This window comes from Acinetobacter sp. IK40 (assembly GCF_035615075.1).
GTDB lineage: Bacteria > Pseudomonadota > Gammaproteobacteria > Pseudomonadales > Moraxellaceae > Acinetobacter > Acinetobacter courvalinii.
The window spans coordinates 116,292-142,374 of sequence record NZ_JANBOE010000005.1; the positions used below are offsets into that span (position 1 = coordinate 116,292).

The following is a 26,083-nucleotide window of genomic DNA, read 5'->3' on the forward strand; positions in this document are numbered from 1 at the left end:
CAAGTTCAAACTATTTTAACTTGGTCATTTTCTCCACTTCTTTCAGCGTTTGCTTAATCGGTTCGTAGTCCAGAAACCATAGCAAATTCAGATTACGCTGCTTATGTTGCTGTGCCAGCAAATCAATCACACTCCGTTCACCGCGTCCGACCAGATGCTGACGATAGAAATAATACAGCAGCAACACGGTACTCATGAGCATCACGCCCAGCATGATCCAGAACCCAACCGGTGATTTCAGCCCGGGAATAAACTCGAAGTTCATCCCATAGATACCCGTTAACAAGGTCAATGGCGCAAAAATGGCGGTGATAATCGCCAAGATACGCATGTTTTCATTGGTCTGGTTGGCAATCGCGGAAAAATGCAAATCGATAGCCGACTGAATCGCATTACGCAAGCGTAAGCTATGTTTCTGTACCCGCTCGACATGGCTCATCAGATCATTCAAACGTACCAGCAAGATATCTTGCGCCTTATGCTTATGCTCACCCACGACATGATGATAATTATCCACCAGCTCATCTCTAAACTCCTGCAAGGTTTCAATCTGTTCCTCACATAAATTTTCGATTTGCTGGAATGCCATGTCTTCATGAAATAACTGATGCCATTGCTTAAAACGACGATTGCCCTGTAACAATTGCTGTTGCCAATACTCCACCCGACGGGTGAGCGGAGTCCGTAGATTCAGATAACCATCAATCATGCTATTCAGTAAACGCAAGCACAGATCTGCGGGTGTAGCAGGTAATTTACGCGGTTTATTCTGCTCGGCGATCGGACGTCCCATAATGGTCTGAATACGCTGAATATAACTCTCTACTGCCTGATTGCCCTGCTCCCTGACACTGACCAGAATCGTAGGGGTCAGGATAAAACTCATTGGTGTGGTGGCAAGTCCAAATACGCTCTCATGGGATTCCAGCACATTCTCGCTTTCAAGAATCTGGTCATCTGGGCTAATGAGTTTACGGAACACCAGCAGGTCATATTCTTCTACCGTATCAAAAGCACAAGGATGCTCGATATTGAGTAAATCGCGCATATGAAATTCGTTCAAGACCAATCCGGTATACTGACCAATATCGCTTTGCCAGGTCTCGGTATGATTGACCAGATCCTGTCTTAAACTATCGACCCACAAAAATTCCAGCGCATGTTCTGCTTGTTGTTCTGTACTAATAAAAATTGTATTTTCGCTGTTATGACGATAAAAATAATAAAGCTGCATAGGACAAGATGAATTTGGATAGCTATTGAAATGCTGCCATGAAGCGTCATAAAAAGCTATCGCTATTCAAACCACTGCTTTACCATGCCATAAAAAAAGCCTCACAGGGAGGCTTTTTGAACAGATCAAAGATTATGCATCTTCTTTAACGATCCCGTGCTTTAACGCCAGATCAAGTTGTTCTTTATCTAATGCTTTATCCCATTTCGCAACCACGATCGTTGCACATGCATTTCCGACCAGGTTGGTTAATGCACGACATTCAGACATGAAACGGTCAATTCCTAGAATCAGTGCCATCCCTGCGACTGGAATCGCGGGTACCACTGAAAGTGTCGCTGCCAAGGTAATAAAGCCTGCACCGGTGATCCCTGCTGCACCTTTAGAGCTCAACATCGCCACCAATAGAATGGTGATCTGCTGAGTCAGCGTCAATTCGATATTACAGGCCTGCGCGATAAACAAGGCTGCCAAGGTCATGTAAATATTGGTGCCATCCAGATTGAAGGAATAGCCTGTCGGAATCACCAGACCGACCACTGATTTCTCACAGCCTGCCTTTTCCATTTTCGCCATCAATGAAGGTAATGCGGCTTCCGATGAACTGGTCCCGAGTACCAACCAGAGTTCATCTTTAATATAACGGATCAGATCAATAATCGAGAAACCGTTATAGCGTGCAACAGCGCCCAGAATGACAATCACAAACAGTAATGCGGTAATATAGAAGGTCGCGATCAGTAACATCAGATTACCAATCGAACTAATGCCGTACGCACCAATGGTAAAGGCCATGGCACCAAATGCACCAATTGGCGCGAACTTCATCAACATTCCCACCAAGGTAAACACAGGATTGGTCAGTTGTTGAAGAAAGTCTGTGACTGGACGACCTAAATCACCTGATTTTGCCAAAGCCAAACCAAATAATACGGCAACGAATAGCACTTGAAGAATCTGTCCCGATACGAATGGGCTGACCAAAGTATCTGGAATAATATTCATTAAGAAGCCGGTGATTGAAGACTCATGTGCTTTGGCTGCATATTCGTCAACTTTGGTACTGTGTAAGGTACTTGGATCAATATTTAAACCATGACCTGGTTCAATCACATTTCCGACAATCAGACCAACAATCAAAGCTAAGGTTGAAAAGGTCAGGAAGTAAATCATTGCCTTCCCGGTCACCCGTCCAACACTTCCAATGTTTTTCATGCCCGCGATCCCTGTGACAACGGTCAGGAAAATCACCGGGGCAATAATCATTTTCACCATTTTAATGAAGGCTTCGCCCAGCGGCTTCAAGCTTTCACCAAACTCAGGAAAAAAATGACCGAGTAGTATCCCCGCAACAATTGCGAAGATCACCTGTACATAGAGAATTTGATAGAACTTTGGTTTTTTGGGAGGCTGTTGGTCATCTTGACCTGCGGCTACATGATCGACAAGCATGTGCAATATTCCTTCATATTGAGATGAACAAATAGACTTCCGACTGTCTATCTAAGACCACATAAATACGGCAGGCACGGAAATTTGGGGAATTCTACGTTAATTGCAGGGCACACAATTAAAACCTTAGACTAATGTCTAATATAAAAGCCACTTATGTTCATAATTTCTACAGCTTATGCCTAAAATGTTTAAAAATTATGTTCATAGTAATCATCCAGTTAATAAAAAAAGCGCATTGTGTAAACAATGCGCTTTTTGAGTCAAAAGACTCAGCTAGCTTATGCTTGCTCGATATCTTTCATTGTCAACTTGATACGACCACGGTTGTCGACATCAGCAACCTGTACTTTCAATTCCTGACCTTCTTTCAATACGTCGGTCACATTCGCAATACGCTCATTCGAGATTTGCGAAATGTGAAGCAAGCCATCAGTACCTGGCATGATATTAACGAACGCACCAAATTCAACGATACGGATTACTTTACCGTCATAGATCTTGCCTGGTTCAACTTCTGCAGTAAGCGCCTGGATTTTTGCAATCGCAGCACGCGCAGCAGCTTTAGTTTCACCAAATACGCGCACGGTACCATTGTCTTCGATATCAATCGCAGCTTTGGTTTCTTCTGTGATGGCACGAATCGTAGCGCCACCTTTACCAATCACGTCACGGATCTTGTCTGGATTGATGTTAATCACTTCAAATGTTGGCGCATTGGCACTGATTTCAGCACGTGCACGTGAAATGACTTTATTCATTTCATTGAGGATGTGCATACGGCCCGCAAATGCCTGGTTTAATGCAACTTCCATGATCTCTTCAGTGATACCTTCGATCTTGATATCCATTTGAAGTGCAGTAATACCGTTTGCAGAACCGGCAACTTTAAAGTCCATATCACCTAAGTGATCTTCATCACCCAAAATGTCAGAAAGAACTGCAAAACGCTCGCCTTCTTTCACCAAGCCCATTGCAATACCTGCAACTGGTGCTTTAAGCGGAACACCTGCGTCCATAAGTGATAATGAAGCACCACATACAGAAGCCATTGAAGATGAACCGTTAGATTCAGTGATGTCAGAAACGATACGAATCACGTACGGGAAGCGGTCAGCTGCTGGAAGAACGGCTTGAACACCACGACGTGCTAAACGGCCATGACCGATTTCACGGCGCTTAGGACCAGATTCACGACCGGTTTCACCGACAGAATATGCTGGGAAGTTATAGTGCAACATGAAGTTGTCAGTTTTGGTACCCGCAAGGGTATCTACCATCAACGCATCACGCGTGTTACCCAAAGTGGTTGTAACCAACGCCTGAGTTTCACCACGTGTAAATAATGCAGAACCGTGTGCACGGTCTAATACACCTACTTGTACGTCGATACCACGAACAGTTTTGGTATCACGACCATCAATACGTGGCTTACCTGACAAGATGTTGTCACGTACGGTACGGTATTTAAGGTCTTCAAATAATTCATTAACTTCGTCAGCAATACCCGTTTCATCATTTTCAGGAACGAACTGAGCAACTGCTTCTGCATAAAGTGCATCAAGTGCCGCATAACGGTCTTGTTTGACTGCAATGGTATATGCTTCAGAAATCTTCGCTTCAAAAGCTGCTTTTAATTGTTCAAGAAGCACTTCGTTTTTGCTTGGAGCAACCCAAGTTGATTCAACTGCGCCCGCAGCAGCAGCAAATTCTTTAATCGCTTGAATTGCGATTTGCATTTCGTCATGACCGAACAGAACAGCACCGAGCATCTGGTCTTCTGAAAGCTCTTTCGCTTCAGACTCAACCATCAATACTGCAGATTCAGTACCCGCAACCACAAGGTCAAGGTCAGATTGTGCAAGTTGTTCAAAGTTCGGGTTAAGAACGTATTCACCGTTAATTAAACCAACACGCGCACCACCGATTGGGCCACGGAATGGGGTACCGGCAATTGACAATGCAGCAGAAGTACCGAGCATTGCAGCAATATCGGCATCCATGGTTTTGTCAGAAGAAACAACAGTTGCTGTAACTTGAATTTCGTTGAAGTAACCTTCCGGGAACAACGGACGGATTGGACGGTCGATCAGACGTGAAATCAACGTTTCAGCTTCTGAGGCACGGCCTTCACGCTTACCGTAACCACCCGGGATACGACCAGCAGCATATTGTTTTTCTTGGTAGTTAACAGTCAACGGGAAAAAGTCTTGACCCGCTTTTGCTTTAGGTTGGGCAACCACTGCAACAAGAACAGTTACGCCACCCATGGTCACTAACACGGTATTGGCTTGACGTGCAACACGACCCGTTTCTAAAACAACCTGATGTTGACCGAATTGGAATTCTTTACGAATGATATTAAACATTGACATGTATTATATTTTCCTAGTTTTATTCTAGTGAGACCCCTAAGGTTTGGCATTCAGACCACCACTAGCGTGTGGATAAATGACAAAGCTTAGAAGCCATCGCACTAGATCAAAATTTTTAAATAAATTTAAACACAAAGAAGGAGCGAACAAGCGCCCCTTCTAAACTCACCTAACGGAAATTAGGTGAAACTCTCTTTTCAGCGATAAGGCATTGCAACATGCGAAATAGCGAAAACAAAGTAAAATCGAATTAACGACGTAAACCTAATGCGCCGATCAAAGCAACATAACGACCGTGATCTTTACCGTTTAAGTAGTCAAGTAATTTACGACGTTGGTTTACCATACGGATCAAACCACGACGGCTGTGATGGTCGTGTTTGTGTTCTTTAAAGTGACCTTGCAAATCGTTGATTTGCGCAGACAATAAAGCAACTTGTACTTCAGGTGAACCAGTGTCGTTTTCAGCACGAGCAAATTTAGCAATGATCTCTGCGCGATCTGCGTTAGTTAAAGCCATTCGATTTCTCCGAGATGCTTAAAAAATAAAATGATATTGATCAGTTGGAACCAACTGACTGCCGTGCATCACTACAGCAAGGCGCTATTTTAAGTGATCTATCGCTATATTGCAAAATTGTTTTATGTTCGCCGGCATTTCGGCAGCTGACAGCATTGTACAAAATAGGCACACTAGCCTTGCTCTGTTTAGATTGATGGCAGACAAAAAAGAAAATGAAAATTGCGAGGGATGCGTGAAAATTTTATCGACCAATACCTGCTACGTGCCAGATGACCTTAATCAGGTAATTCGCAGCAAAGATGAAGTGTCAGCGGACTTGGGTGGCATGACCGAAAGACAGCTTCAAAAAATCTGGAACAGTGTTGAATCTTTATATAAAACAGGGAATTACCCACTCATCACCTTATGTTTACGCCGTCAGGGACAGATTCTACTTAATCGTAGCATTGGTTATGCGCAAGGCAACTCCGCTGAGGGCTTGGCAGCAGATGCCAAGATTGCCACACCCGATACGCCTGTCTGCCTGTTTTCTGCCTCGAAAATGGTGACTGCAATGTTAATTCATATGCTGGATGAGCGTGGCGAGCTGAATTTGCTTGATCCGATTAGCTATTACATTCCTGAATATGGCGTCAATGGCAAACGCCGCGCCACCATTTTCCATTTACTTTCCCATCGTGGCGGCATTCCACGTATTGATCAGGAAGTCACCCCAGAATTGCTATTTAACCAGCAAGACATCTTAAAGCTGCTGTATGCTGCAAAACCGGTTTCCCCTTCTGGTACCCACCTTGCCTATCATGCTGTCACTGCCGGTTATATTCTGGGTGAAATTGTTCAGCGGGTCACAGGGCAAAGTGTTCGTGAGTTTCTCGCCGAGCATATCGAAAAACCGATGGGACTGGACTATTTCAACTACGGCCTAAAACCTGAATATCGTGACGATGTTGCCCTCAACTATGCCACCGGGATTCATCCAAGTCTGGGCACCGACTACTATCTCAATCACGTATTAGGCGGCGGTCTGCAACTGGCCGTGGATGTCACCAATGATCGTCGCTTTATGGACACCATTTGTCCTGCAGGTAACATTTATACCAGTGCTGAACAGGCGGGCCGTTTTTTTGAAATGCTGCTGAGTGGTGGTGAGTATCAAGGCAGGCAGATCATGAGTGCCAAAACCGTATTCCGTTCCACCTTGCCGACTTCGGGAGTCAGTCTGGATCGAACCCTGCTGGCACCGATGCGCTATGCGCTGGGGCCTATGCTGGGCAGCAACCCGATTGGCTTATTTGGGCCAATGACAGGACAGGCCTTCGGTCATATCGGTTTCTCCAATATTTTGTGTTGGGCGGACCCTGAACGTGACATTAGCGTATCGTTGCTTACCACCGGTAAATCAGTCGTAGGGACACATCTGCCTGCACTGGCAAAAACGCTATACCAGATCTCTAGCAATTGCCCGAAAATTCCGAAAAACCAGCGTCGGTCGCTATTTGCGACAGATCGTACTGAGGCGGATCTGGTCTAGTAAACTAAACACATCCAAACAAAAAAGCCCAAGTTTCAACTTGGGCTTTTGCGCTGAGATTTTATTATTATCATTTTGCTTTGTTTTTATTATTAACTCTTCTTCTCCTTTCACATTCATACCCTCTGAATGTTTTATCCACATCATGTTCTTACTTGTTCTCTGTTATCGCATGTGTGTTGTTTCTATACTGACTATTCTGTCAGAATCAATTATGGAGAAAAATAGCATTTTTCTTATCTCTGTGTAAGAAAAAACGTACAAGTCTGTATAACATTTAACTTAATAATAACAAAAAATTGTTCTACAACAGAATTCTCATTTCTTGTTTTTATCAGACTAAATTACACCTGCATAAAGTGACAAAAACATGAATGTTCACGTTTTGAATCATAGGACGGCCAGATCTGAAGGTTGATAAATATGTCGTGCCTGAATAGCGAAAATAAAAAAGCCCTGTAGTCTCTCCCAAAACTACAAGGCTTAGCGGCTGTAAGTTTCCTCTCTTATCACTTACTTCACTGTAAGTTCGCTGTCATCACGACGTTATTATTATATTTTTGCGATTTACCTCGCATTCCATGCCAGGCTCTTTGTGGATACATAATCTCAAAAAGCACTCATTTGCTCTAGCGACAATATCTCGAATCCTTGTAAGCTTTTACTTACAAACGCTTATATTTTGAAGTAAAAGTTCACAATATGAGCAAATTGATCTTTTGCACTAAACCACTACGGCGTACTGTGCGGGTGGTAAGCGCCTGTAACAGAGCATTTGGATCAGCCAGAATACTGACCACTTTTTTGGCCCGGGTCACTGCGGTATAGATCAATTCCTGACTCAGCAATTTCTCCGCACCGGCATCCAGTACAATCGCGGTATGGGTAAATTCGGAACCTTGCGATTTATGAATGGTCAAGGCAAAAGCAGTCTGCATGTTACGCGGTAAGCGATGCGCCGCGATCCATTTATTCAGGCTAGGAAAAAAGACTTCAAATTGTTGTGGCTGGGATCTGTGTTTAAAGCAAATCCCGATATCGCCATTGGAAATACCAAGCTGGTAATCATTATAGGTCATCATTACTGGATGCCCGATATACCAGTCCCCTACAGCAATCTGTCTGAGTTGCTGGTTTAGCCATTGTTCGGCATGACGATTTAACTGTTCAATCCCCAATTGTCCGTGCCGGATCGCGGTTAAAATCCGATAATCATCAAAGCGCTGTATCACCTGTTGAATATATTGCTCGGGTTCGTCTGCCTTTATATACAGCTTTAGCGCATCTATATAGCCTTGAAAGCCATACATCAGTTTCTGCTGGGCACTGCTAATATCAGTCTCATGCTGTTCGGGTAGATATTCCAGTTGAATCAGGTCAGACATGTCTTTAGACAATGCAACGGGTTGCAAGGCGGTTGCAGCGACGATCTGGCGTTCCAGATTTTCCAATACAGCATCCACATCGGTCTGATGTTGCTGGGCCTGAATAAATCTTGCCAGTTGTCCAATCTTGGCCTCCCCGGAGAAACGGCGACTGGTTTGCAGTTGCACCCGATTCTCGGCCAATGCAGTGACTTGCTGTAAATCAGCCAAGACCGAACCCACATCCACCGAAGCCAGCTGATTGGCATCTCCCAATAAAATGAGACGACAATGATCAGGCACGGCTTCAAACAAAGCAGTCGCCAGATTTAAATCCAGCATGGAGGCTTCATCGACCACAATCACATCATAGGGTAAAGGCTGTTTCTGGTTAAAACGTGGAATCTGCCGATTGCCCATGCCGAGTAGTCGATGCAAGGTCTGGGTATTTTGATGACGTAATTCATCGCTAATCAGCCCCGATGCCAACAGCTTCGGATCATTAAACGAGTTCTGTAAGGCTTCCTGCATGCGTTGGGCAGCCTTCCCCGTAGGCGCCGCCATGGCAATACGAATATCAGGAATCATCTGGTTCAGGGCTGCAATAATACGTGCCAGGGTATAGGTTTTACCTGTCCCAGGACCGCCGGTAATAATACTCAAACCTTGTTGCAACACCATTTTCAAGGCATTCTGCTGATGCTCATCACTGAGCAGGTCATGATAATCCGCCGCCTGAAGGGTTTGAATCGTTTGTCGCTTTAATCGACAAATCTGTTCCGCGAGGCGTTGCTCTAGTTGCCAATATCGGTATAATGCCAAGCCCTGCTGATCATAGACGCACGGCGCCACCTGACTGGTAGCAGCCTCACTCGAAACGGCAAGGTCACCAAGTACTTCAAGCTGTAGTGGATCGACCTCAATACAACTGTCGCCTTGCAAGCTGGCTTCAACCAGTTGCTGTAATATTTGCGCAGCCCCCACTGATTGGGCAGATTGAGAAAAAGTTGCCTGTGTCAGGTACTGACTCCACATATTCAACCAGGTGATTTGCTCAGACTGATCATCCACATGCTTTTCCACAGAGTTATCCTCAAACTTACCCACACGCTTGTCCACAAGGTTATAAACAGTCTTATCCACAAGTTAAGCTTTTGTTTAGTTTAAATTCACACATTTTATCTACACCGTTTTTCCGGCTTTATCCTCAGAGAAGTATCCAAGAATGGCGTCTAAACGCAAGATAAATTCGTCTTCAGGTTTCCAGTACAGACAGCCCTGTTGTGCTTGCCCGTTCATGCCCCGTAAATACAAGTAAGATGCACCACCCAAATGCTGCTCAATGCTGTAATTCTGCAACTTCACTCCGAGATAGCGATGCAACGCCACCAGATATAAAGCCGCTTGTAGCCAGTAGCTGGAAAGCGACATACTTTCTGCGATTTGCTCATGTTGATAATCGGCTTGGGCCGTGCCTAAATAATTACTTTTATAATCGGCGATATGGTAGCGCTGACCATCAAAGTAAACCAGATCGATGGAACCATTCAGATAGCGGGCAGACCGGGCCTCAAGCAGTTCGGGCATGTGGATGCCGTACTCTTCAAACAGTTGCTGTACACGCTGCATGGCCAGTACCCGATCCGACAATGCCAGATAGAAAGGACATTCCGACAGATATTGTCCCGCAAGCAGTTGCTTTAATTGAAAGCCCTGATTGAGGGGTGTCACCAGCACATCTTGCAACCAGTCAGCGATCCATTCATACAGTTGCTGTTCTGGCTGCGTCTGCTCCGGAAATTGCTGCTGATACTGTTCAAGCAATTCGACCCATAAACTTTGATAAGTATTTTTAAAACGGCGGCGAATTTCCTCAATCCACGTTTCTGGACGCTGAAAATCAATCTGCTCGAAGATTTCATGCAGAAAGTTGCCGGCCAGGGTACCTTTCGGAAAATACTGTTTAATCCAGGCGATCGGTTGAGAGCTCGCTAAGGCTTGGCTACTGGCAAGATGCAGTTCATCTTCTGCCTGTTCAAAGTCGGCATTGATATTCGCCAAGCGATCAACACGATTGGCCTTATGTTTGAGATGCTGTGCCAGATAACTGAAACTGGTCTTGCCACGTGCGTAAAAGCGTTGCTCCGGTAAGGGCTGGGCAGCAAGCGGGAACTTCTGTTTGCCTTGCTGCTGGTAGGTGGCATAAGGTCGTTCCAGTACCAAAGCCTCATCTGCGCAGCAAGGGTGCTGGAAAGCATCGCCTTGGTTCTTCCAGAATGCCAGTCCGGAAAACCTGTTTTTATCGCCTTTCTCAGGTTCAAATACCGCATAGACCCGATGGCTGGCACGGGTCAGCGCCACATACCATAAGCGGTTTTGCTCCGCCAGCGCGCGTTGCTGATGCTGATCGAGTTCAGCCTGCTGCAGAAAGTTTTTATCGGCGACTGCAACCACCCGTTGTGTGCGGACCTGTCCAGTTTCCGGATGCTGAATCTCGGCAGTGGAAAAATTTAAACTTTTCTGCATTTCCGAAAAGGCTTTATTGGCACCGAGCAGAAACACGATTTTATATTCCAGTCCCTTGGACTGGTGAATCGTCATCAACTGCACACCGGCTTCACTGGACAGTTTATGTTCGAGCTCCCATTCACGGTCACTGGGTGAATGTAGTTGCTTGAGATACCAGTGATACAGGTTCTGTATGCCTTGCACATGTTCGCTGTGCTGACTCAGAATATCGGTGAGATGGCGTAAATTGACCACCGCACGCTCATTGCCCTTACTTTGCGTTGCCACCAGTTGCTGCCAGATACCAAACTGGTTGAGACAACGTTGCCATGCCGCCAGAAAACCCTGATTGAGCCACATTTCCCGTATTTCATCCAGCTGCTGGATATAACTACTCAAGCCTGCTGCGCTCTGTTCCAGCGCCAATAATCTGCTTAAGTCAAAACCGAATAAACGACTGAGTAAGGCACGTTTCAATTTGGCTTCATCATAAGGATGAAGAATGGCAGTCAACAATGCCCCGACATCTTGTGCAATGGCTGAATCAAACACACTGCGTTTGGAAGGACGATTGACACGAATGCCCAAACGCTCCAGTACGTATTGCACTTCATCCAGCTGGCGATGGCTACGGGAAAGGACCGCAATATCATCTTCGCAAATGGCTTTAGGATGTTCATCCTCCAAATATAATTCCGCGGCATGGGCCTGATTGAGCAGGGTCTGGATTTTCCAGGCCACTTGGGTCGCCTGCTCATTGCCATCCTGTAGCTGTAACCAGCGTAATGGTGCAGGATTGATCTGGTTATTTTCAATCAGGGCAGGATGTGGACGTGACCCTGCCTGAATCGGGTCATAAAGTACCTGCTCACCAAAGTCAGTCTGCCGCTGGAACAGCACATCCACCACTTCTACCAGTTCTTTTACTGAACGATGGTTATGAATCAGTTTATAGACGCAGCCCTGCTTCGCCATAATATCCTGATGGGCATTCAGGAAAGTCAGCATATCCCCACCACGGAAACCATAAATCGCCTGTTTACGGTCCCCGACCATGATCATACAGCCCTTCTGATAGCGCTGCGGATGTCGCCAGATACTGGCCAGCATATCATCCTGATCCTGATTGGTATCCTGAAACTCATCCACCAGAATTAATGGATAACGGGCCTGTACAAATACCGCGAAATGTTGTCCCTGCTCGCCTTTTAAAGCTTCGGACAAGGTTTTAATTTGCTGGGAAAATGTGGTTTCACCCTTTTGCTGTAAAACCTGAGGCAACCTTTTTCTGACTTCAATACACAGATAGGCTTTTAGATACACCTGCAACTGCTCAAATTGCTGCTGTGTCTGTTGTAGGGCCTGACAGAGTGTCTGTAGCTGTACGATCGCAGGATGCTGGTAAAAACCGTCACTGATATCTGCAGGACATTTCTTAAAAATTTTCTGGTTGTCGAGCTTGTCTAAAAACTTGAACATGGCATCGCGATCAGCCTCAAAATAAGCATCAAATACCTGTAACGGTGAGGCTTGTTTCAAGGCATTTAATAGGGCTGGACAATGCACGGTAAACAGCTTGTTGAAAGCATGATTACGGAAAGAGCTGCCATTGATATGCGCATAATGCATACCATCCAGATCAAAATAATCCGCAAGCGTCTCCAGCTGAATCTGTTCAGCTTGCTGTTGCCACTGCTGCAGTTGCGCCAGCTCAATCTCGGGCATGGCCGGCAACTTGAACTGAGCCGAACTAAAATTCAGGGAGCTTTCGACCATGGATACAAAATGATCCACACTCTTCAGACCGCCTACACTATAAAGTGTATCAATCACCTGTTGCGGTTGGGCTTGAATCCACTCACGCAACACATCATGAATCAATTGACGGGTATAGCTTTTTGCATCATCGGTAATCTGAGCCGCTTCGATCTTGCCACTTTCAAAAGCAAACTCTCTGAGCAGCTTCTGGCTAAAGCTGTCCAGCGTCCCGACAAACAGTTCATCCAGCTGGTCAATCACCAGTTTCAAGCGTTCGCAGGCATAGGCAATACGCGGTGCAAAAGTCTGCAAAACCTGCTGTTTAAGCGGGTCTGACTCTTGTGCAGCCAAAACTTGGATATCCTGCTCCAGCACGCTACGTAACGGTTCCAGATACTGTTGCATCTCGACCAGACGTAAACGGATACGGCTTTTTAATTCGGCAGCAGCAGCACGGGTAAAGGTGGTGGCAATCACCTGATTCGGCAGATATTTTTCTAAAAAAATTCGTACCATTAAACTGGACAAGGTATAGGTTTTGCCGGTTCCCGCCGAAGCTTCAATCAGGTGCAGGCCTTCAAATTGAATATCACGAATCGGTTGAAAAGACACAGGATAGCGCGCGTTCATGCCTTACTCCACTCGTAAAAATTCAAACACTGGCTGATACAGACTATAGGAATAGTGATCACAAGCATATTGTAATAATGCTGCGGCATCCTGTTCCTGCAAAATAAACTGCCAGTCCCGATGTAACTTGCAGGCTTCATTCTGGCTCATATCAAAGCCGGAAAAGTCGCCAGTATCATTCCAGTCTTTGAGTAGCTGCTTTTGACTGTCCTCGACTAAAATCTGTTTCGAATCCAGCTCAAACCATTCATACTGTTTACCTTTTTCCAGTGGCTTTAACATCAAGGCTGCAGGTAGCACCACAGGCTGTTGCTGGGCATGCTGCCACAGTTCCAGCCAGTCTTGCAGATAAATGCGTGCTTGCTGAGAACTTAAGCCTTCACAAATCACGGTCTGATCACTAAACACCACAATACGGCGTTTTTCAGCGGCAGTCTCGTGATCCAGTACCGTCAGCCATAACAGGTATTCTAGCCAGACTTTGGCAAGACGCTTGGCTCGGGCACTGGAGGCATCCAGACTAATCCAGTCCTGACCGATCTGTTTCGGAGTGGTACACCCGATCTGTAAATATTTGGATACACGCCAAACGCGCTGGGTCGTTACAGTGGGCGCTGCGGCATGTTGCTGCAAACGCTCCAGTAAACGCTGTTGTTCCAGACAGCTTTGCTGCCAGGCACTTTGCTGGACTTTGCCGACAGGTAACTGATCCTGTAATAGCTGAGGTGAAGGGTTGTGCTCCTGCTGTTGGAGGAAATGGCGAATGGCATATTTACCTAAACCATCCAGCAATAATGGCTCGCTTTGATCAACAAGTTCTGTTGCACTCAGGTTTTCTACACCCAAAGTTTTTAAGTACAAACGCGCAGGAAAAGTGACATCCTGAATCCATTGCTGGCCATCCAGAATCAGCATTTCATGATTCTCAACCGGATAAGCCGTATTGACCCAAGCTGCCCGGTCACCTTTGTCCTGTTGTATCTGTGCAGCAACCTTAAACCACTGATCCTGAAAACGCTTATGTCGCTGTTCTGCCATAAAACCTAATGGATCAAAGGGCTGTAAGCGATGAATATGGTACAAGGGATAAAGCTGTGTCGGAAGTTGCAAGGCTGCAAATTCCTTAGACAAATCCGCCACAATCCCAGAATCGCCCTTGTTTAAAGCTGGGCTGAGAGAAATCTCACCCAATGAAGACTCTCCCTCGGAGAGAGATTTAGAAAGGGGTGGCTTTATAATCAGTGCCAAATGCTCACGGAAATGCTGTAACACACTGGATGGCTCTCGCACTTCCCCATCACTCACATCAAAGCCATTATAGAACAGCCATAATTGTTCCTGTGCCAGCAACACCGCATCTAAAAAAGCACCTTGATCATCTTCCAGACGGGAACGGTCCCCCAGTTGCTGACGTAATGCATCCATCAGGTCAAAGGGAATATGACTATCCCGGTTTGGAAACTTTCCGGTATCCAGATTCAGCATCACAATCAGCCGATAAGGAATCGGACGAATCTGACCGATCTGGCTAAAGGTAATTTGTCCGGTAGGTTCAACCTGCGCTGACTGGCTTTCCAGCGTGCGTTGAATTTCTTCAATAATATAAGGCAAGGGCAAAGAAATCTGACGTAACTGGCTTTCCATCTCTTCATAATAACTGGCCAGCGTCAGCATACGCTCCTGCTTCTGGATAATCTCACGCACCGCCTTTAAAGCAACGATATCGGCCTGCTCAAATTCTTGAACATCTGCTTTCAGGCGTTTGAGCCAGGTGACTACCGGCAAGCGCTGTCCCTGCTCATGCGCCACCAGCCAGTGACGTCGCAACGACAAATCCTGATAAATCTGGATCAGGATGCCAATCAGCTCAAAATCACTTGGCTGGACCAGTGCATAGCTTAAAGTTTGTTGCACCATTACATGAGCAGGTACGGCTATGCCCAAGGCCAGACGGTCTAAAGCAAATTTAAAGCTATAACGGTAGTCCTTATCATCGGCACTTAAACTATGCTTGAGATGTTCTTCATCCAGACCGCGTTTAAAACCGGCTTCATTTAATAAGCTCAGGATACGTTGGGCCTGATGATAATCTAGTCCATAACGCTGTTGGGTTGCCGACAGGTTCAGCCAGTCCGCAAAATCATCTTGGGTCATTCGGGTTTGCGTCAGTTGCAAACGTCCCAAGACTGCCCGCCAGGCATTGAGTGCATCCAGCTGCGCCACACCCGCAATCTTAACCGGTAAAAACACATCATGATCATTGGGCACGGAAGGAAATGCGCTACGAATCAGCGGCTCAAGCTCGGTCAGATTCGGGGTCAGAACCAGAATATCACTTGGACGGCGCGGTGTTGGATCTGCTTGTGACAACCAATGTAGCAGTTGCTCCTTTAACACTTCGAGTTGTCTTAAACTGGAATGACAGACATGAAACTGGATAGAATGATCTTCAGCCGCCAGCTCATATTGCTCAGGGACAGGTTCAGCCAGATAGAAAATATCCGACTGGATTTTACCCAGTAGCGTCTCTGGGAAATAATCCTCAAACGCATCAATCCATTTGCCTTCTTCACCGGTTGCCAGTTGCGATAACAGGGAGAAGTGATCGCGTGCCTGCTTGCCTAGACGGGTCAGTAAAGGATGGCGAGATTCACGATTCAAGGCATTAAACCCTAAACTGAAGCGCTCAAAGAAAGCAGCAATTTCGGCATCGGTTGCCTTGGGATGCTTGGCAATAAACCGCTCTTTCACCCCCAGATCATAACGTTGTTTCCATAGCGGATCGACGCTATCCGCCCAATATTCCTGTGACGGGTTATAGTGCAAAATCACCACATCCAGATATTGACCTAAACGGCGTAAAAACTGCAGCTGGCTGGGTGGCAAATCCAGCACGGTAAAAACGATCACCTGATTCGGTAACTGTGCCAGCGCTTTTTCCCGGGTCTGCGCATGCGCTAAGGTCTGCCAGAAATCCGCATCAATCCCCTGCATTTCGATAAAGTCATCATGGAAATAGTTTTGCCATAACCAGCGCTGCCATGCTTCCAGTTGCTCGGTCTGGTTTAAGCTAAAGGCTGAGGTCTGTTGATCCGTCTTGGCAATCAGCTGTTCAATATCCAGTGCTTTATTCTGCCCCCAGGTGGAGAGCCAGTTACTTGAGCAACTGCATTCACTACGACAGCCTTTTTGACAATGACCACGATAAATCATGTAGTTATTAAACAGGTGCGATACCTGTTCCGCTACCCAATACAGCATGCTCTGCTTTTTTAACTGTTTTTCTGTGCCTTGCGGTAATTGGGCTGCGCTGTCATAAATGCGCTGCACTATCGAATAGAGGGGATGATCTGTGGCGAGATCGAGCTGATCAGCACGGATAAAGGGCTGTAAGGCTTGATGAATACGCCATTTTAAAATTAATCGTGGAATATTGGCCTTGCGCACCTGCTCTTTATTTTCAAGCACCTGCTGATAGGCATACCATTGGAAACCACGAATACGTTGATGAAACTGGTAATTGGCAGTCATGCCTTGCTGTTCCGCAATTTTCTGCGTCAGCCATTGTTGTTGTGCAGGACTCGGAACAATAAAATGCTGGGTTTTAAACACCTGAAAGGGGGAATCGCCGGGTTGGGTAATTGATGCCATCACACCTTGCAATAACACTTCAAGGCGTTGACTTTGAATAACATGAATACCCATGTATTAATATAACCTCATCAAAAAATGATCATTTTGTTGCACGAAACCGTCCATAATGCTCACTATACAACATTCAACTTCATATCATGAAGTCACGTTAAATACACAATCCAACAAAAAAATTGTTTTGAAATTCACCATTCAATCGTATTGAATGTACTATCAAGGGATAGACTTTAGGTATAACTTTATGAAAATTGAAAAAATTCCTGATTCGATTGACCCAAGCTTAAACTTGGAACAGATCCGTGACGAATGTTTAGAAATGGCTAAAAAGCGTGCATATTGGTCAGCAGGTGCAGCAATTGTACCGATTCCATTCTTTGATGTGGTGGTCGACCTGGGCATGCTGACCCAGATCATTCCGGATATTAATGCCCGCTTTGGTTTGGCACCCGAACATATCAGTGTGTATGACCCTCAAACCAAAAAAGTTCACTGGGATGAATTACGTAAACGCGGATTCGAGTTTTCAGGTTTTGTAGTAGCACGCACCGCGATGAAAAAGTCGTTTAATGGCTTTTTCACTAAAATTGCCACCAAACAGGTGACTAAATTTATTCCCTTGGGCGGCCAACTGGTCGCGGCCAGTCTGGGCTATTTCATGATGCGCAAAATCACTGAAGCGCATGTGCAGGATTGCTATAACCTTGCCAAGCGGATTCAGCAGAAAAGCCGGACCACCATCGTAGCGTAAGTTCTATCGCAGCAGGTAGCGGTTCGCATACCTGCTGTTTGATGAATGAAATTAAGTGCTTCAAAATAGAATTAAAAAATGTTCCGAATCCGGCTTATTAGCTTTCATGTCTATTGCTCACCTAGATGCGCTTAGTTACATCAGGCCAACAGATCCATAAAAAAACACCACAATTACGTTAATATTCACTTAATTTTTTAAGCTTTCATAAAGATTGTATTTTTAATCTCCACATCTCGAAGATAATTAGATGATGGAGCGTCGTTGTGCAAACCAGCCAATCCCCCTCTCGTGTCCGTGCCATTTTTAATGTGACCAGCGGGAACTTCCTTGAACAATACGACTTCTTCCTGTTCGGTCTTTATGCCCAGGCCATCGGCGAGACATTCTTCCATTCCGACAGCAGTTATGCCGCACTGATGAAAACCTTTCTGGTATTTGCGGTCAGTTTTCTGATGCGTCCGATTGGCGCACTGGTACTGGGTCCCTATGTCGACCGGATCGGCCGCCGTAAAGGCCTGATGGTGACCTTGAGCATTATGGCATTTGGCTCGTTAATCATTGCCTTTACCCCCAGCTATGCCAGTATCGGCTTTGCAGCCACTGTCCTGATTTTTGCCGGACGCCTTGCGCAAGGTTTTTCGGCTGGGGTAGAACTGGGTGGGGTCTCGGTGTATCTGTCCGAAATTGCCGAGCCGCATAACCGTGGTTTTATCACCAGCTGGCAATCTGCCAGTCAGCAAGTCGCGGTAATTTTTGCCGCCGTATTGGGTTATATCGTCAGTCTGGTCTTTACCAAGGCCCAGGTCGATGCTTGGGCATGGCGAATCCCCTTCTTTGTCGGCTGTGCCATCATTCCGTTTATTTTCTGGCTACGGAAGTCACTGGCTGAAACAGAAGCCTTTGCCTCGCGTAAAGAGCATCCAAGTACCCGACAAATTCTAACTACCTTGGCAGCCAACTGGAAAATCGTGCTGGCTGGTGTGTGTATGGTTGCAACCACGACCACCATGTTCTACTTCATTACCGTCTATACCCCGACTTACGGTAAAGAGGTGCTACATTTGACCCGTACCGAAAGCTTGATCGCCACCATTATGGTTGGACTGAGTAACTTTATTTTATTACCGATTGGTGGACATCTTTCCGATAAATTTGGTCGAAAACCGCTTTTAATCACAACCACCTTGTTGATCTTTATCAGTGCTTATCCTTTACTCAGCTGGCTCACCCAGACCATTAGCCTGTCGCACATGCTGATGGTGTTATTGTGGTTCTCATTGCTGTATAGCTTCTACAATGGCGCACTGGTGGTTTCACTGGCTGAAATGATGCCAAGTTCAGTCCGTATTGCAGGTTTCTCGGTGGCTTATAGCTTTGCCACCTCGATTTTTGGCGGGCTTACGCCCATGATCGCCACCTATCTGGTACAGAGCTCAGGCAATAAGAGCATGCCTGCTTTCTGGCTGATGTTTGCCGCGATCACCAGTTTAATCGCGACACTGATCGTATTCCGCCAACATCGCAGCTATAGCGCCCAATTGGTAAATAACAATTAATTGAAGTTAGCTGAAAGGCGGATTAATCCGCCTTCAGTTGTTGCAAAATCGCCTTTAAAACCTGAATTCGCGCTGAATATTTATTATCCGTTGCAATCACATACCATGGTGCATAATCGGTATCGGTCCGTTCCAACATATCCGCCGCTGCCTTGAGATAATCATCCCATTTCTCACGGTTACGCCAGTCTTCTTCTGTGATCTTAAAACGTTTATGCGGTGTCTGTTCACGTGCCTTGAAGCGGAGCGCCTGCTCCTCTTTACTAATCGCTAGCCAGATTTTGACGATCACGGTCTGGCTATCCACCAGATTTTCTTCAAAACGGTTAATTTCGTTATAGGCACGCTGCCATTCTACTGTAGAGGCAAAACCTTCAATGCGTTCAACCAGTACCCGCCCATACCAGGTCCGGTCAAAAATGGTGATCTTGCCGCTATCATTTAATCTATTCCAGAAACGCCACAAATAAGGTCGGCGCAATTCATAACGTTCCGGCGCTGCAATGGTATGGATTTCATATTCTCTCGGATCGAGTTTTTTGACGATGCGTTTGATTGCTCCACCCTTACCTGCCGCATCCATACCTTCAAAGCAGATCACGACTTTACGTTCATCAAAACGTAGCTTTTCTGCCACTTTCTTGCTCAGTTTACGTAGTTCTGCTTTATAGTCCTGTTTTTCCAGGCTGACTTGCGCTGGTTCCAGCAAGTGCTGGGGAATCTCGGCCTGTTGCCACTTCTGGCTCACTTTGGTCTGGTGTTCAGGCAACTCCTGCAAGGTTTGCAGAAGATACTGGGCAAAACTTTGATCGCGCAACTTTTCGTTTTCGCCATCAATCACAAACCAGTCATCGGTAAAGCGCTGGCTCAAGCCCTGCAAGGTATCGTATTGTTTTTTATTACGCCAATCCAGTCCGTGTAATTTATGCCAGCGCTGTTCCGAAGCATCGATCTGGTCTAAGCGTTTTTGCAGTGATTTCCAGGATAAATCAAACCAGACTTTGACAATATGGACATGATTATTCTGCAAATCATGCTCAAAAGCCCGCATTTGTTCAATATAGCCATCAAACAGTTGTTCATTCAGGGGCTTGGATACATGCATCGCCGTGGTGAGCAAATCGCTATACCAGTTACCAAACATCACCACGATCTGCCCTTCAGCCGGGATAAAGCGGCTATAGGACTGCCAAAATGGCTGGTTATTGGTTAAAAACTGCGGTGCATCTGCCTTGACCCGTAAATAGCGTGGATCCAGCCATTCACGTAACTGTTTAACCGCCTCTCCTTTACCTGCCAGTTCAATACCACTGACCAGAACCAGTACACTTTTGGCATTCTTTTTATCGCGGCTTTCTTTTAAGGCATATTGCGCCTCAATCAGGTCCAAAGAGAGTTCATCTTCATCACGCAATTCAAATGTCGGTTGTTGTTTACTCATGTGCTGCTCTAACTGGCTCATTATTAAAATTAAAATAGGTATCGTTCAAACTATAAATGTTCATGCAAAAACCCGTGTACAGTTTATGTTGACTGCCACGACACGGCCATACTGACCAATGATTAAGCATTTAAAGTTTATGCTGTCATGGTTCTCCGTTATGATGATGCCTATGATTTTATCGTTTTATTTTCTTTGAGTTCGAACATGTCAAAACTCGCTGCATTTGATCAACTTTTATTAGAATATCAATCTTTGAATTACCACCAGAATCCAGCGGTTGCGCAGCGATTGCATGAAGTACAGGCATGGATGAAAGCACGGATTGCCGAGACACATGCCGAATTCTTTGCCGAACCGAAAAACCAGCTTATGGCAGCGTACTTTTTAAATCGCTTATATGGCGGACCAGACTTTGATGCAATGGCGCAACAAATCGAACGTCTGCTCAAATATGCACATAAAGCCGAAAGCCTTCTCCCTGAAAATGCAATCAAAACAGGTACTAAATCCGTCAGCCTAGCCGTGCTTGCGACACGACTCGATGAGCAAGTTGCCCAGCAACTTTTAGAAGATTATCCCCTCGAAACACCTTTAACGGATGAGATCATGCGCCAGACCTTGATTAAACTCGATCAGGGTGAAGCACGTTATCAACAACTCCAGCTTCTTGATGAGTTAGGCGTGACGCTTGATAAATATATGCGTTCAACCATGATGTATGCTGCCTTTAAAATGTGCAAAGGCATCGCACATAAATACCAGTTCGATGGCATGTATGAGTTTATTCAGGAAGGTTTCGCTGCGATGAAACCCATGAAATCTGCGGCAACCTTTATCAACACCTTCAGTGAAAAAGAGCGTGAAATTATTGATAAAGTTCATGCAGGACATCCAAATCCATTCCGTGACTAGGATAAGTCTGCTTCTATTTCAGCCATCCTGCCTATGGCTGAAATAGAAAAATGAGTCTTTTCAAATCTTAAGAAAAATTAAAACCCTTTTGAGAAAGTGACTTTCTGTATATTATTCATATCAATTACATGCGAAACCCTGTAAAAAGATACAAAATCTGTCATCATGCTTGCTGATTCGTGCCGCTAGAGCGAAAGTTTAGGAGAAAACAATGTCTAACGAAAACCAACAGCCTACCCCAGAAGTTGAGCAAAACCCAAGTTCAGACAAAGTCAGCCCTTTCTTAAACACGCCACTGCCACAAGGCACCCCACAAGGTCAGCAACAGTCTTTACAACCAGATGCTGCACCGACCTCAACAGCTTCAATCCCAAAATATAATTTGCCGCGTGGTGCCAATACTGGCAACGTTGGTGCAACTACACACTTCGGTTATCAAACCGTGAGTAGTGATGACAAGGCACAAAAAGTTGCCGAAGTGTTCCATTCCGTTGCCAGCAAATACGACATCATGAATGACTTGATGTCATTTGGTATTCATCGTCTCTGGAAACGCTTTGCGATTAACATGTCAGGCGTTCGTCGTGGTCAGCACGTACTGGATATTGCCGGTGGTACAGGTGATTTGGCCAAAGTCTTCAGCCGTGAAGTTGGGCCGCAGGGTCATGTGGTTTTATCAGACATCAACGAATCGATGCTCAATGTCGGCCGTGACCGTCTGATTGATGCCGGCTGTACCAATGTTGATTTCGTACTGGCCAATGCTGAAACTTTAGAGCCATTTGCAGACAACAGCTTTGACTTGGTCACCATCAGCTTTGGTCTGCGTAATGTGACTGATAAAGATGCTGCATTACAAGCCATGTACCGCGTGCTTAAGCCAAGCGGCCGCTTATTGATTCTTGAGTTTTCCAAGCCCGTGTTTGAGCCATTCTCAAAACTGTATGACCTGTATTCATTCACTGCCTTGCCGATCATGGGCAAACTGGTGGCCAATGACTCGGAAAGCTATAAATATCTGGCTGAATCGATCCGTATGCACCCGGACCAGCGTACCCTGAAAGGGATGATGGAAAATGCCGGATTCCAAAGCTGTGACTATCACAACTTAACTGGTGGTATTGTTGCGGTTCATCGTGGATTCAAACTTTAAGGTTTAAGATATGTGGTCGATTTTAGCACTCGGTGCAGTCGAACGTATCATTCATCATGTGATTGATCTGGATGCGATTACCCGCATGCAGCTCAATCAGCTACAAGGTCAATTATTACGTGTTGTGATCGATAGCCCACAACTCTCGGTTGATGTGTTTTTTGATGAGAATAGAGTTCGTCTCGAACCGACCGTGACGGGACAAAGTCAAAGCCCTTCTATTTTTGAACAGCGCCCTTTTGATCCTCATCAGACCCTCAAGGATGCAACCGCAACCTTGCATGTTGAAAATACCGTTGAGCTGGTTAAATTATTGCTCAGTGATATGGATCAGATTGGCAACATCCCATTGCAAGGTGACTACCACCTGTTGCAGGATATCCAAAAAATCATGCAGCAGGCCGAGCCTGATCTGGCAGCGCATTTATCCCCGTGGATCGGCCCACAACTGGCACATGAATTGGGTAAAGTGCAACTTGCACCGAAACAGTTAAAACGCTCCCTGCAAAGCCATTTATTTTTTGTTGAAGATGCCTTAAAAGAAGACAGCGGTTTATTTGCCCCACGTTGGCAAATGGATGATCTCAACCGGGAGACCCGCCAACTCAATCAGGAAATTGATCGTCTGGAAGCCAAGCTTCAACAGCTCAATACTCAATTCAATCCACCAAAGCAACCCACATAAGACTAGGTAAGACTTTATATGATTCCGCATGTTAAACGGTTACATGAACTCTGGCGTATCGCAGCACACTATCGCCTTGATACCCTGTTCCCTGCGGAAGAATTACCGGTTAAAGCACGTCATGCCTTAAATATCATTAAAATGCATCCTGCGGCTTGGTCGAGTCGTGAGAAAAAGAATCCGCTTAAACTGAAAGAAGCACTTGAAGACATGGGGCCGCTGGCGATTAAGCTGGGACAGCTGCTGTCTACACGCCGTGACCTGATTCCACCAGAAGTCTTATCGCAGTTGGTGTTATTACAAGATCAGGTTAAGCCCTATGACACGCAACTGGCAAAACAACGGATTCAGGAATCACTAAAAGCGGATGTCACCACCCTGTTCTCACGCTTTGATGAACAGCCGCTTGCTGCCGCTTCGATTGCACAAGTGCATACAGCGGCGTTGCATGATGGTCGCGAAGTGGTAGTGAAAGTTACGCGCCCGGATATTCGCAGTCAGATTCTGCAAGATTTTGAAATTCTGGCCTGGTTAGGCGACTGGCTGGAAAACCGCTTGGAAGCGGCCCGTGCCTTACATTTGTCTGAAATCATTCAAGATTATCGCCAGATCATTTTAAATGAACTGGACCTGAGTCTGGAAGCCGACAATACCCGACGTATGCGTCACTACTTTACCGGTTCAAGCATGATGTACGTGCCTGAAGTCTATATGGACAGTAAAGATGTGATGGTGGCGGAACGGATTACCGGCGTGCCGATCTCGGACATCGCGACCTTTGACCGTTTAGGCATGGATCGCGCCGATCTGGCAGAAAAAGGCCTGACCATTTTCTTCACCCAGGTGTTCCGCGACAACTTCTTCCATGCGGACATGCATCCGGGCAATGTCTTTGTCGAGACCATTAACCCAAGCAATCCCCGCTTTATTGCGCTGGACTGTGCCATCATGGGTGAGCTGTCCAAGCATGACCAGATGACCGTTGCACGTATGTTGCTGGCCGTAATGAACAGCAACTTTATGCAACTGATCCAGATCGTGCATCAGGCCGGCTGGATTCCGCCAGGTACAGATCAGGATGCCTTATCGCGTGAAATGCGCCGTACGGTCGGGCCAATGGTCTCAAAGCCGATGGACCAACTGGATTTCGCCGGGATTCTGATTCAGGTCATGGATATTGCGCGTCGTTTCCATCTGGAAATTCCACCGCAACTCATGCTCTTGCTCAAGACACTGGTGCATGTGGAAGGTCTGGGAACAGATCTTTACCCGCAACTGGATATCTGGAAACTGGCAAAACCGATTCTGACCGAATGGGTGAAAGCCAATATGAACCCCGTCAAGAATGTCAAAGAGCTCGGACAGCAAATCCCAGATCTGTTACTTGGCGCGCAAGACATTCCAAGCCTGTTGATTGATAGTCTGAATGGATTAAAAAACCAGTCTGCATGGCATGACAAGCAACTCCGTGAAATCCAGCACATGCGTTTGCAAATGCAGCAACAGCAACGTCGCAGCTGGATGTTTGGCAGCACCATGCTGATTTTGCTGACCATTGCCATTATTACACCATGGTTTATTTCCATTGTCCTGATTGTGCTGAGTAGCCTGTTGGCACTTTGGCGTATTGCGAAATAAATTCTGCTTTAAATCAAACAAAGGCTGTATCGATAGATATGGCCTTTCTTTTTGTCCTCAAACTCATTTTTTCTTAAAACCCAGCAAAAACGCAGCCAATTTTCAATTTAAAAATCATTTCAGGAAAATTTTATATTGAACTTAGGCCATCCTTACCTAAGCCCTTTTCCTGTTTTGAGAAGTAGATGATCATTTTTTTGCTGATTGCTCATCGAAGCTACGACTAAGGCAATCAAATTTAAAAACAGATGTGAAAGGATGCAAATTTGAGTTTAAGGAATAGCGCAGAGAATTACGGCACAATTGCAAAATGGCTACACTGGACCACAGCATTGCTATTTTTATGTGCCTATTGCAGTGTTTATTACCGCCATTGGTTTACCGAAAAAGGTACAGCTGAAAACTGGACTGCTCTACAAATGCATCTTTCTGTCGGCGTAAGTATTGCAGTGCTTGTCATCCTTCGCGTGATCTGGCGTCTCAGCAATCCACAACCGAAGTTAGAACCTGCCAGCCCGCTCATGACTTTTGCAGCGCATGCAGGGCATTTTGCCTTATATGCCATTATGATCATTGCACCATTAACAGGCTATTTAGGTACTAGTGTAAATACGGAATTCTTTTTCCTGTTTGAGATCCCCCAATTTGAGCATACAGCCCTGTTCCAAAGCTGGATTTCACAAGGCTTGGGCTTAACCTTTGAAGAATTTGAGCAACCGATTGATTTTATTCATAAGCAAATTCTTGGACAATGGCTGATCTGGATGTTGATCCTTGGGCATGCAGGTGCAGCGCTGTATCACCACTTTATCAAAAAAGACCGCACCCTCCTCAAAATGACCACTGGGCAAGATCAACCTAAATAAACCCATCTAATATTTAAAAAAGCGCTTAGATTTTCATTTTTAAAAAGTC

At 45.7% G+C, this 26,083-nt stretch carries 16 protein-coding genes; 8 read left to right on the forward strand and 8 right to left on the reverse strand.

Going from position 1 to position 26,083, the window contains the following annotated elements; all coding sequences use genetic code 11:
- Window positions 1-10: 10 nt before the first annotated feature.
- From MSG93_RS10510 to rpsO, 4 genes are all read right to left on the reverse strand, one after another.
- On the reverse strand, window positions 11-1,234 hold the full coding sequence (locus MSG93_RS10510) for a magnesium transporter CorA family protein (protein ID WP_032882857.1): 1,224 nt from the start codon (window positions 1,232-1,234) through the stop codon (window positions 11-13).
- A gap of 132 nt (window positions 1,235-1,366) precedes the next feature.
- Window positions 1,367-2,686 carry a dicarboxylate/amino acid:cation symporter gene (locus MSG93_RS10515; protein ID WP_005226497.1) on the reverse strand — a complete coding sequence of 440 codons (1,320 nt, stop codon included), beginning with the start codon at window positions 2,684-2,686 and terminating at the stop codon, window positions 1,367-1,369.
- 281 nt (window positions 2,687-2,967) lie between these two features.
- Complete coding sequence (gene pnp / locus MSG93_RS10520; RefSeq protein WP_171062215.1) at window positions 2,968-5,055, reverse strand: polyribonucleotide nucleotidyltransferase; 2,088 nt, start codon at window positions 5,053-5,055, stop codon at window positions 2,968-2,970.
- A 256-nt stretch (window positions 5,056-5,311) separates the two neighbouring features.
- Complete coding sequence (gene rpsO, locus MSG93_RS10525; RefSeq protein WP_004774141.1) at window positions 5,312-5,581, reverse strand: 30S ribosomal protein S15; 270 nt, start codon at window positions 5,579-5,581, stop codon at window positions 5,312-5,314.
- A 235-nt stretch (window positions 5,582-5,816) separates the two neighbouring features.
- Here rpsO and MSG93_RS10530 point away from each other — a divergent pair, with 235 nt between their 5' ends.
- Complete coding sequence (locus tag MSG93_RS10530) at window positions 5,817-7,115, forward strand: serine hydrolase domain-containing protein (RefSeq protein WP_324621786.1); 1,299 nt, start codon at window positions 5,817-5,819, stop codon at window positions 7,113-7,115.
- 695 nt (window positions 7,116-7,810) lie between these two features.
- On the opposite strand, the gene recD is transcribed toward MSG93_RS10530, so the two are convergent.
- The 3 genes from recD to MSG93_RS10545 all read right to left on the reverse strand — a co-directional run bounded on the left by recD (window position 7,811) and on the right by MSG93_RS10545 (window position 17,080).
- Window positions 7,811-9,514 (reverse strand): exodeoxyribonuclease V subunit alpha, encoded by a 1,704-nt coding sequence (recD, locus tag MSG93_RS10535; RefSeq protein WP_420714311.1) that lies wholly within the window; start codon window positions 9,512-9,514, stop codon window positions 7,811-7,813.
- 147 nt (window positions 9,515-9,661) lie between these two features.
- Complete coding sequence (locus tag MSG93_RS10540) at window positions 9,662-13,375, reverse strand: UvrD-helicase domain-containing protein (RefSeq protein ID WP_324621787.1); 3,714 nt, start codon at window positions 13,373-13,375, stop codon at window positions 9,662-9,664.
- 3 nt (window positions 13,376-13,378) lie between these two features.
- The gene (locus MSG93_RS10545; protein WP_324621788.1) at window positions 13,379-17,080 is read right to left on the reverse strand and encodes an exodeoxyribonuclease V subunit gamma; all 3,702 of its coding nucleotides are present in this window, start codon (window positions 17,078-17,080) and stop codon (window positions 13,379-13,381) included.
- Window positions 17,081-17,270: 190 nt separating this feature from the next.
- Here MSG93_RS10545 and MSG93_RS10550 point away from each other — a divergent pair, with 190 nt between their 5' ends.
- Together MSG93_RS10550 and MSG93_RS10555 are read left to right on the forward strand one after the other, a co-directional pair.
- On the forward strand, window positions 17,271-17,777 hold the full coding sequence (locus MSG93_RS10550) for a hypothetical protein (protein WP_005226490.1): 507 nt from the start codon (window positions 17,271-17,273) through the stop codon (window positions 17,775-17,777).
- Between the two features lie 266 nt (window positions 17,778-18,043).
- Complete coding sequence (locus MSG93_RS10555) at window positions 18,044-19,336, forward strand: MFS transporter (protein WP_202741155.1); 1,293 nt, start codon at window positions 18,044-18,046, stop codon at window positions 19,334-19,336.
- Window positions 19,337-19,358: 22 nt separating this feature from the next.
- On the opposite strand, the gene MSG93_RS10560 is transcribed toward MSG93_RS10555, so the two are convergent.
- The gene (locus MSG93_RS10560) at window positions 19,359-20,777 is read right to left on the reverse strand and encodes a phosphate--AMP phosphotransferase (RefSeq protein ID WP_324621789.1); all 1,419 of its coding nucleotides are present in this window, start codon (window positions 20,775-20,777) and stop codon (window positions 19,359-19,361) included.
- 207 nt (window positions 20,778-20,984) lie between these two features.
- Here MSG93_RS10560 and MSG93_RS10565 point away from each other — a divergent pair, with 207 nt between their 5' ends.
- The 5 genes from MSG93_RS10565 to MSG93_RS10585 all read left to right on the forward strand — a co-directional run bounded on the left by MSG93_RS10565 (window position 20,985) and on the right by MSG93_RS10585 (window position 26,034).
- On the forward strand, window positions 20,985-21,692 hold the full coding sequence (locus MSG93_RS10565; RefSeq protein ID WP_324621790.1) for an FFLEELY motif protein: 708 nt from the start codon (window positions 20,985-20,987) through the stop codon (window positions 21,690-21,692).
- A gap of 211 nt (window positions 21,693-21,903) precedes the next feature.
- Window positions 21,904-22,845, forward strand: a complete 942-nt coding sequence (gene ubiE / locus MSG93_RS10570; protein WP_324621792.1) for a bifunctional demethylmenaquinone methyltransferase/2-methoxy-6-polyprenyl-1,4-benzoquinol methylase UbiE — start codon at window positions 21,904-21,906, stop codon at window positions 22,843-22,845.
- Between the two features lie 10 nt (window positions 22,846-22,855).
- Window positions 22,856-23,530 carry a hypothetical protein gene (locus tag MSG93_RS10575; protein ID WP_324621793.1) on the forward strand — a complete coding sequence of 225 codons (675 nt, stop codon included), beginning with the start codon at window positions 22,856-22,858 and terminating at the stop codon, window positions 23,528-23,530.
- An 18-nt stretch (window positions 23,531-23,548) separates the two neighbouring features.
- A complete protein-coding gene (locus MSG93_RS10580) occupies window positions 23,549-25,168 on the forward strand; it encodes an ABC1 kinase family protein (protein WP_324621794.1) in 1,620 nt (539 codons plus the stop codon).
- A 266-nt stretch (window positions 25,169-25,434) separates the two neighbouring features.
- The gene (locus tag MSG93_RS10585) at window positions 25,435-26,034 is read left to right on the forward strand and encodes a cytochrome b (protein ID WP_004774120.1); all 600 of its coding nucleotides are present in this window, start codon (window positions 25,435-25,437) and stop codon (window positions 26,032-26,034) included.
- Window positions 26,035-26,083 lie beyond the last annotated feature (49 nt).

Excerpts from the sequence above, each read along its gene's own strand:
- MSG93_RS10510 (WP_032882857.1), bottom strand. The coding sequence starts at position 1,234 with ATGCAGCTTTATTATTTTTATCGTCATAACAGCGAAAATACAATTTTT.
- MSG93_RS10515 (WP_005226497.1), bottom strand. The coding sequence starts at position 2,686 with ATGCTTGTCGATCATGTAGCCGCAGGTCAAGATGACCAACAGCCTCCC.
- pnp (WP_171062215.1), bottom strand. The coding sequence starts at position 5,055 with ATGTTTAATATCATTCGTAAAGAATTCCAATTCGGTCAACATCAGGTT.
- rpsO (WP_004774141.1), bottom strand. The coding sequence starts at position 5,581 with ATGGCTTTAACTAACGCAGATCGCGCAGAGATCATTGCTAAATTTGCT.
- recD (WP_420714311.1), bottom strand. The coding sequence starts at position 9,514 with ATGTGGAGTCAGTACCTGACACAGGCAACTTTTTCTCAATCTGCCCAA.
- MSG93_RS10540 (WP_324621787.1), bottom strand. The coding sequence starts at position 13,375 with ATGAACGCGCGCTATCCTGTGTCTTTTCAACCGATTCGTGATATTCAA.
- MSG93_RS10545 (WP_324621788.1), bottom strand. The coding sequence starts at position 17,080 with ATGGGTATTCATGTTATTCAAAGTCAACGCCTTGAAGTGTTATTGCAA.
- MSG93_RS10550 (WP_005226490.1), top strand. The coding sequence starts at position 17,271 with ATGAAAATTGAAAAAATTCCTGATTCGATTGACCCAAGCTTAAACTTG.
- MSG93_RS10560 (WP_324621789.1), bottom strand. The coding sequence starts at position 20,777 with ATGAGTAAACAACAACCGACATTTGAATTGCGTGATGAAGATGAACTC.
- MSG93_RS10565 (WP_324621790.1), top strand. The coding sequence starts at position 20,985 with ATGTCAAAACTCGCTGCATTTGATCAACTTTTATTAGAATATCAATCT.
- ubiE (WP_324621792.1), top strand. The coding sequence starts at position 21,904 with ATGTCTAACGAAAACCAACAGCCTACCCCAGAAGTTGAGCAAAACCCA.
- MSG93_RS10575 (WP_324621793.1), top strand. The coding sequence starts at position 22,856 with ATGTGGTCGATTTTAGCACTCGGTGCAGTCGAACGTATCATTCATCAT.
- MSG93_RS10580 (WP_324621794.1), top strand. The coding sequence starts at position 23,549 with ATGATTCCGCATGTTAAACGGTTACATGAACTCTGGCGTATCGCAGCA.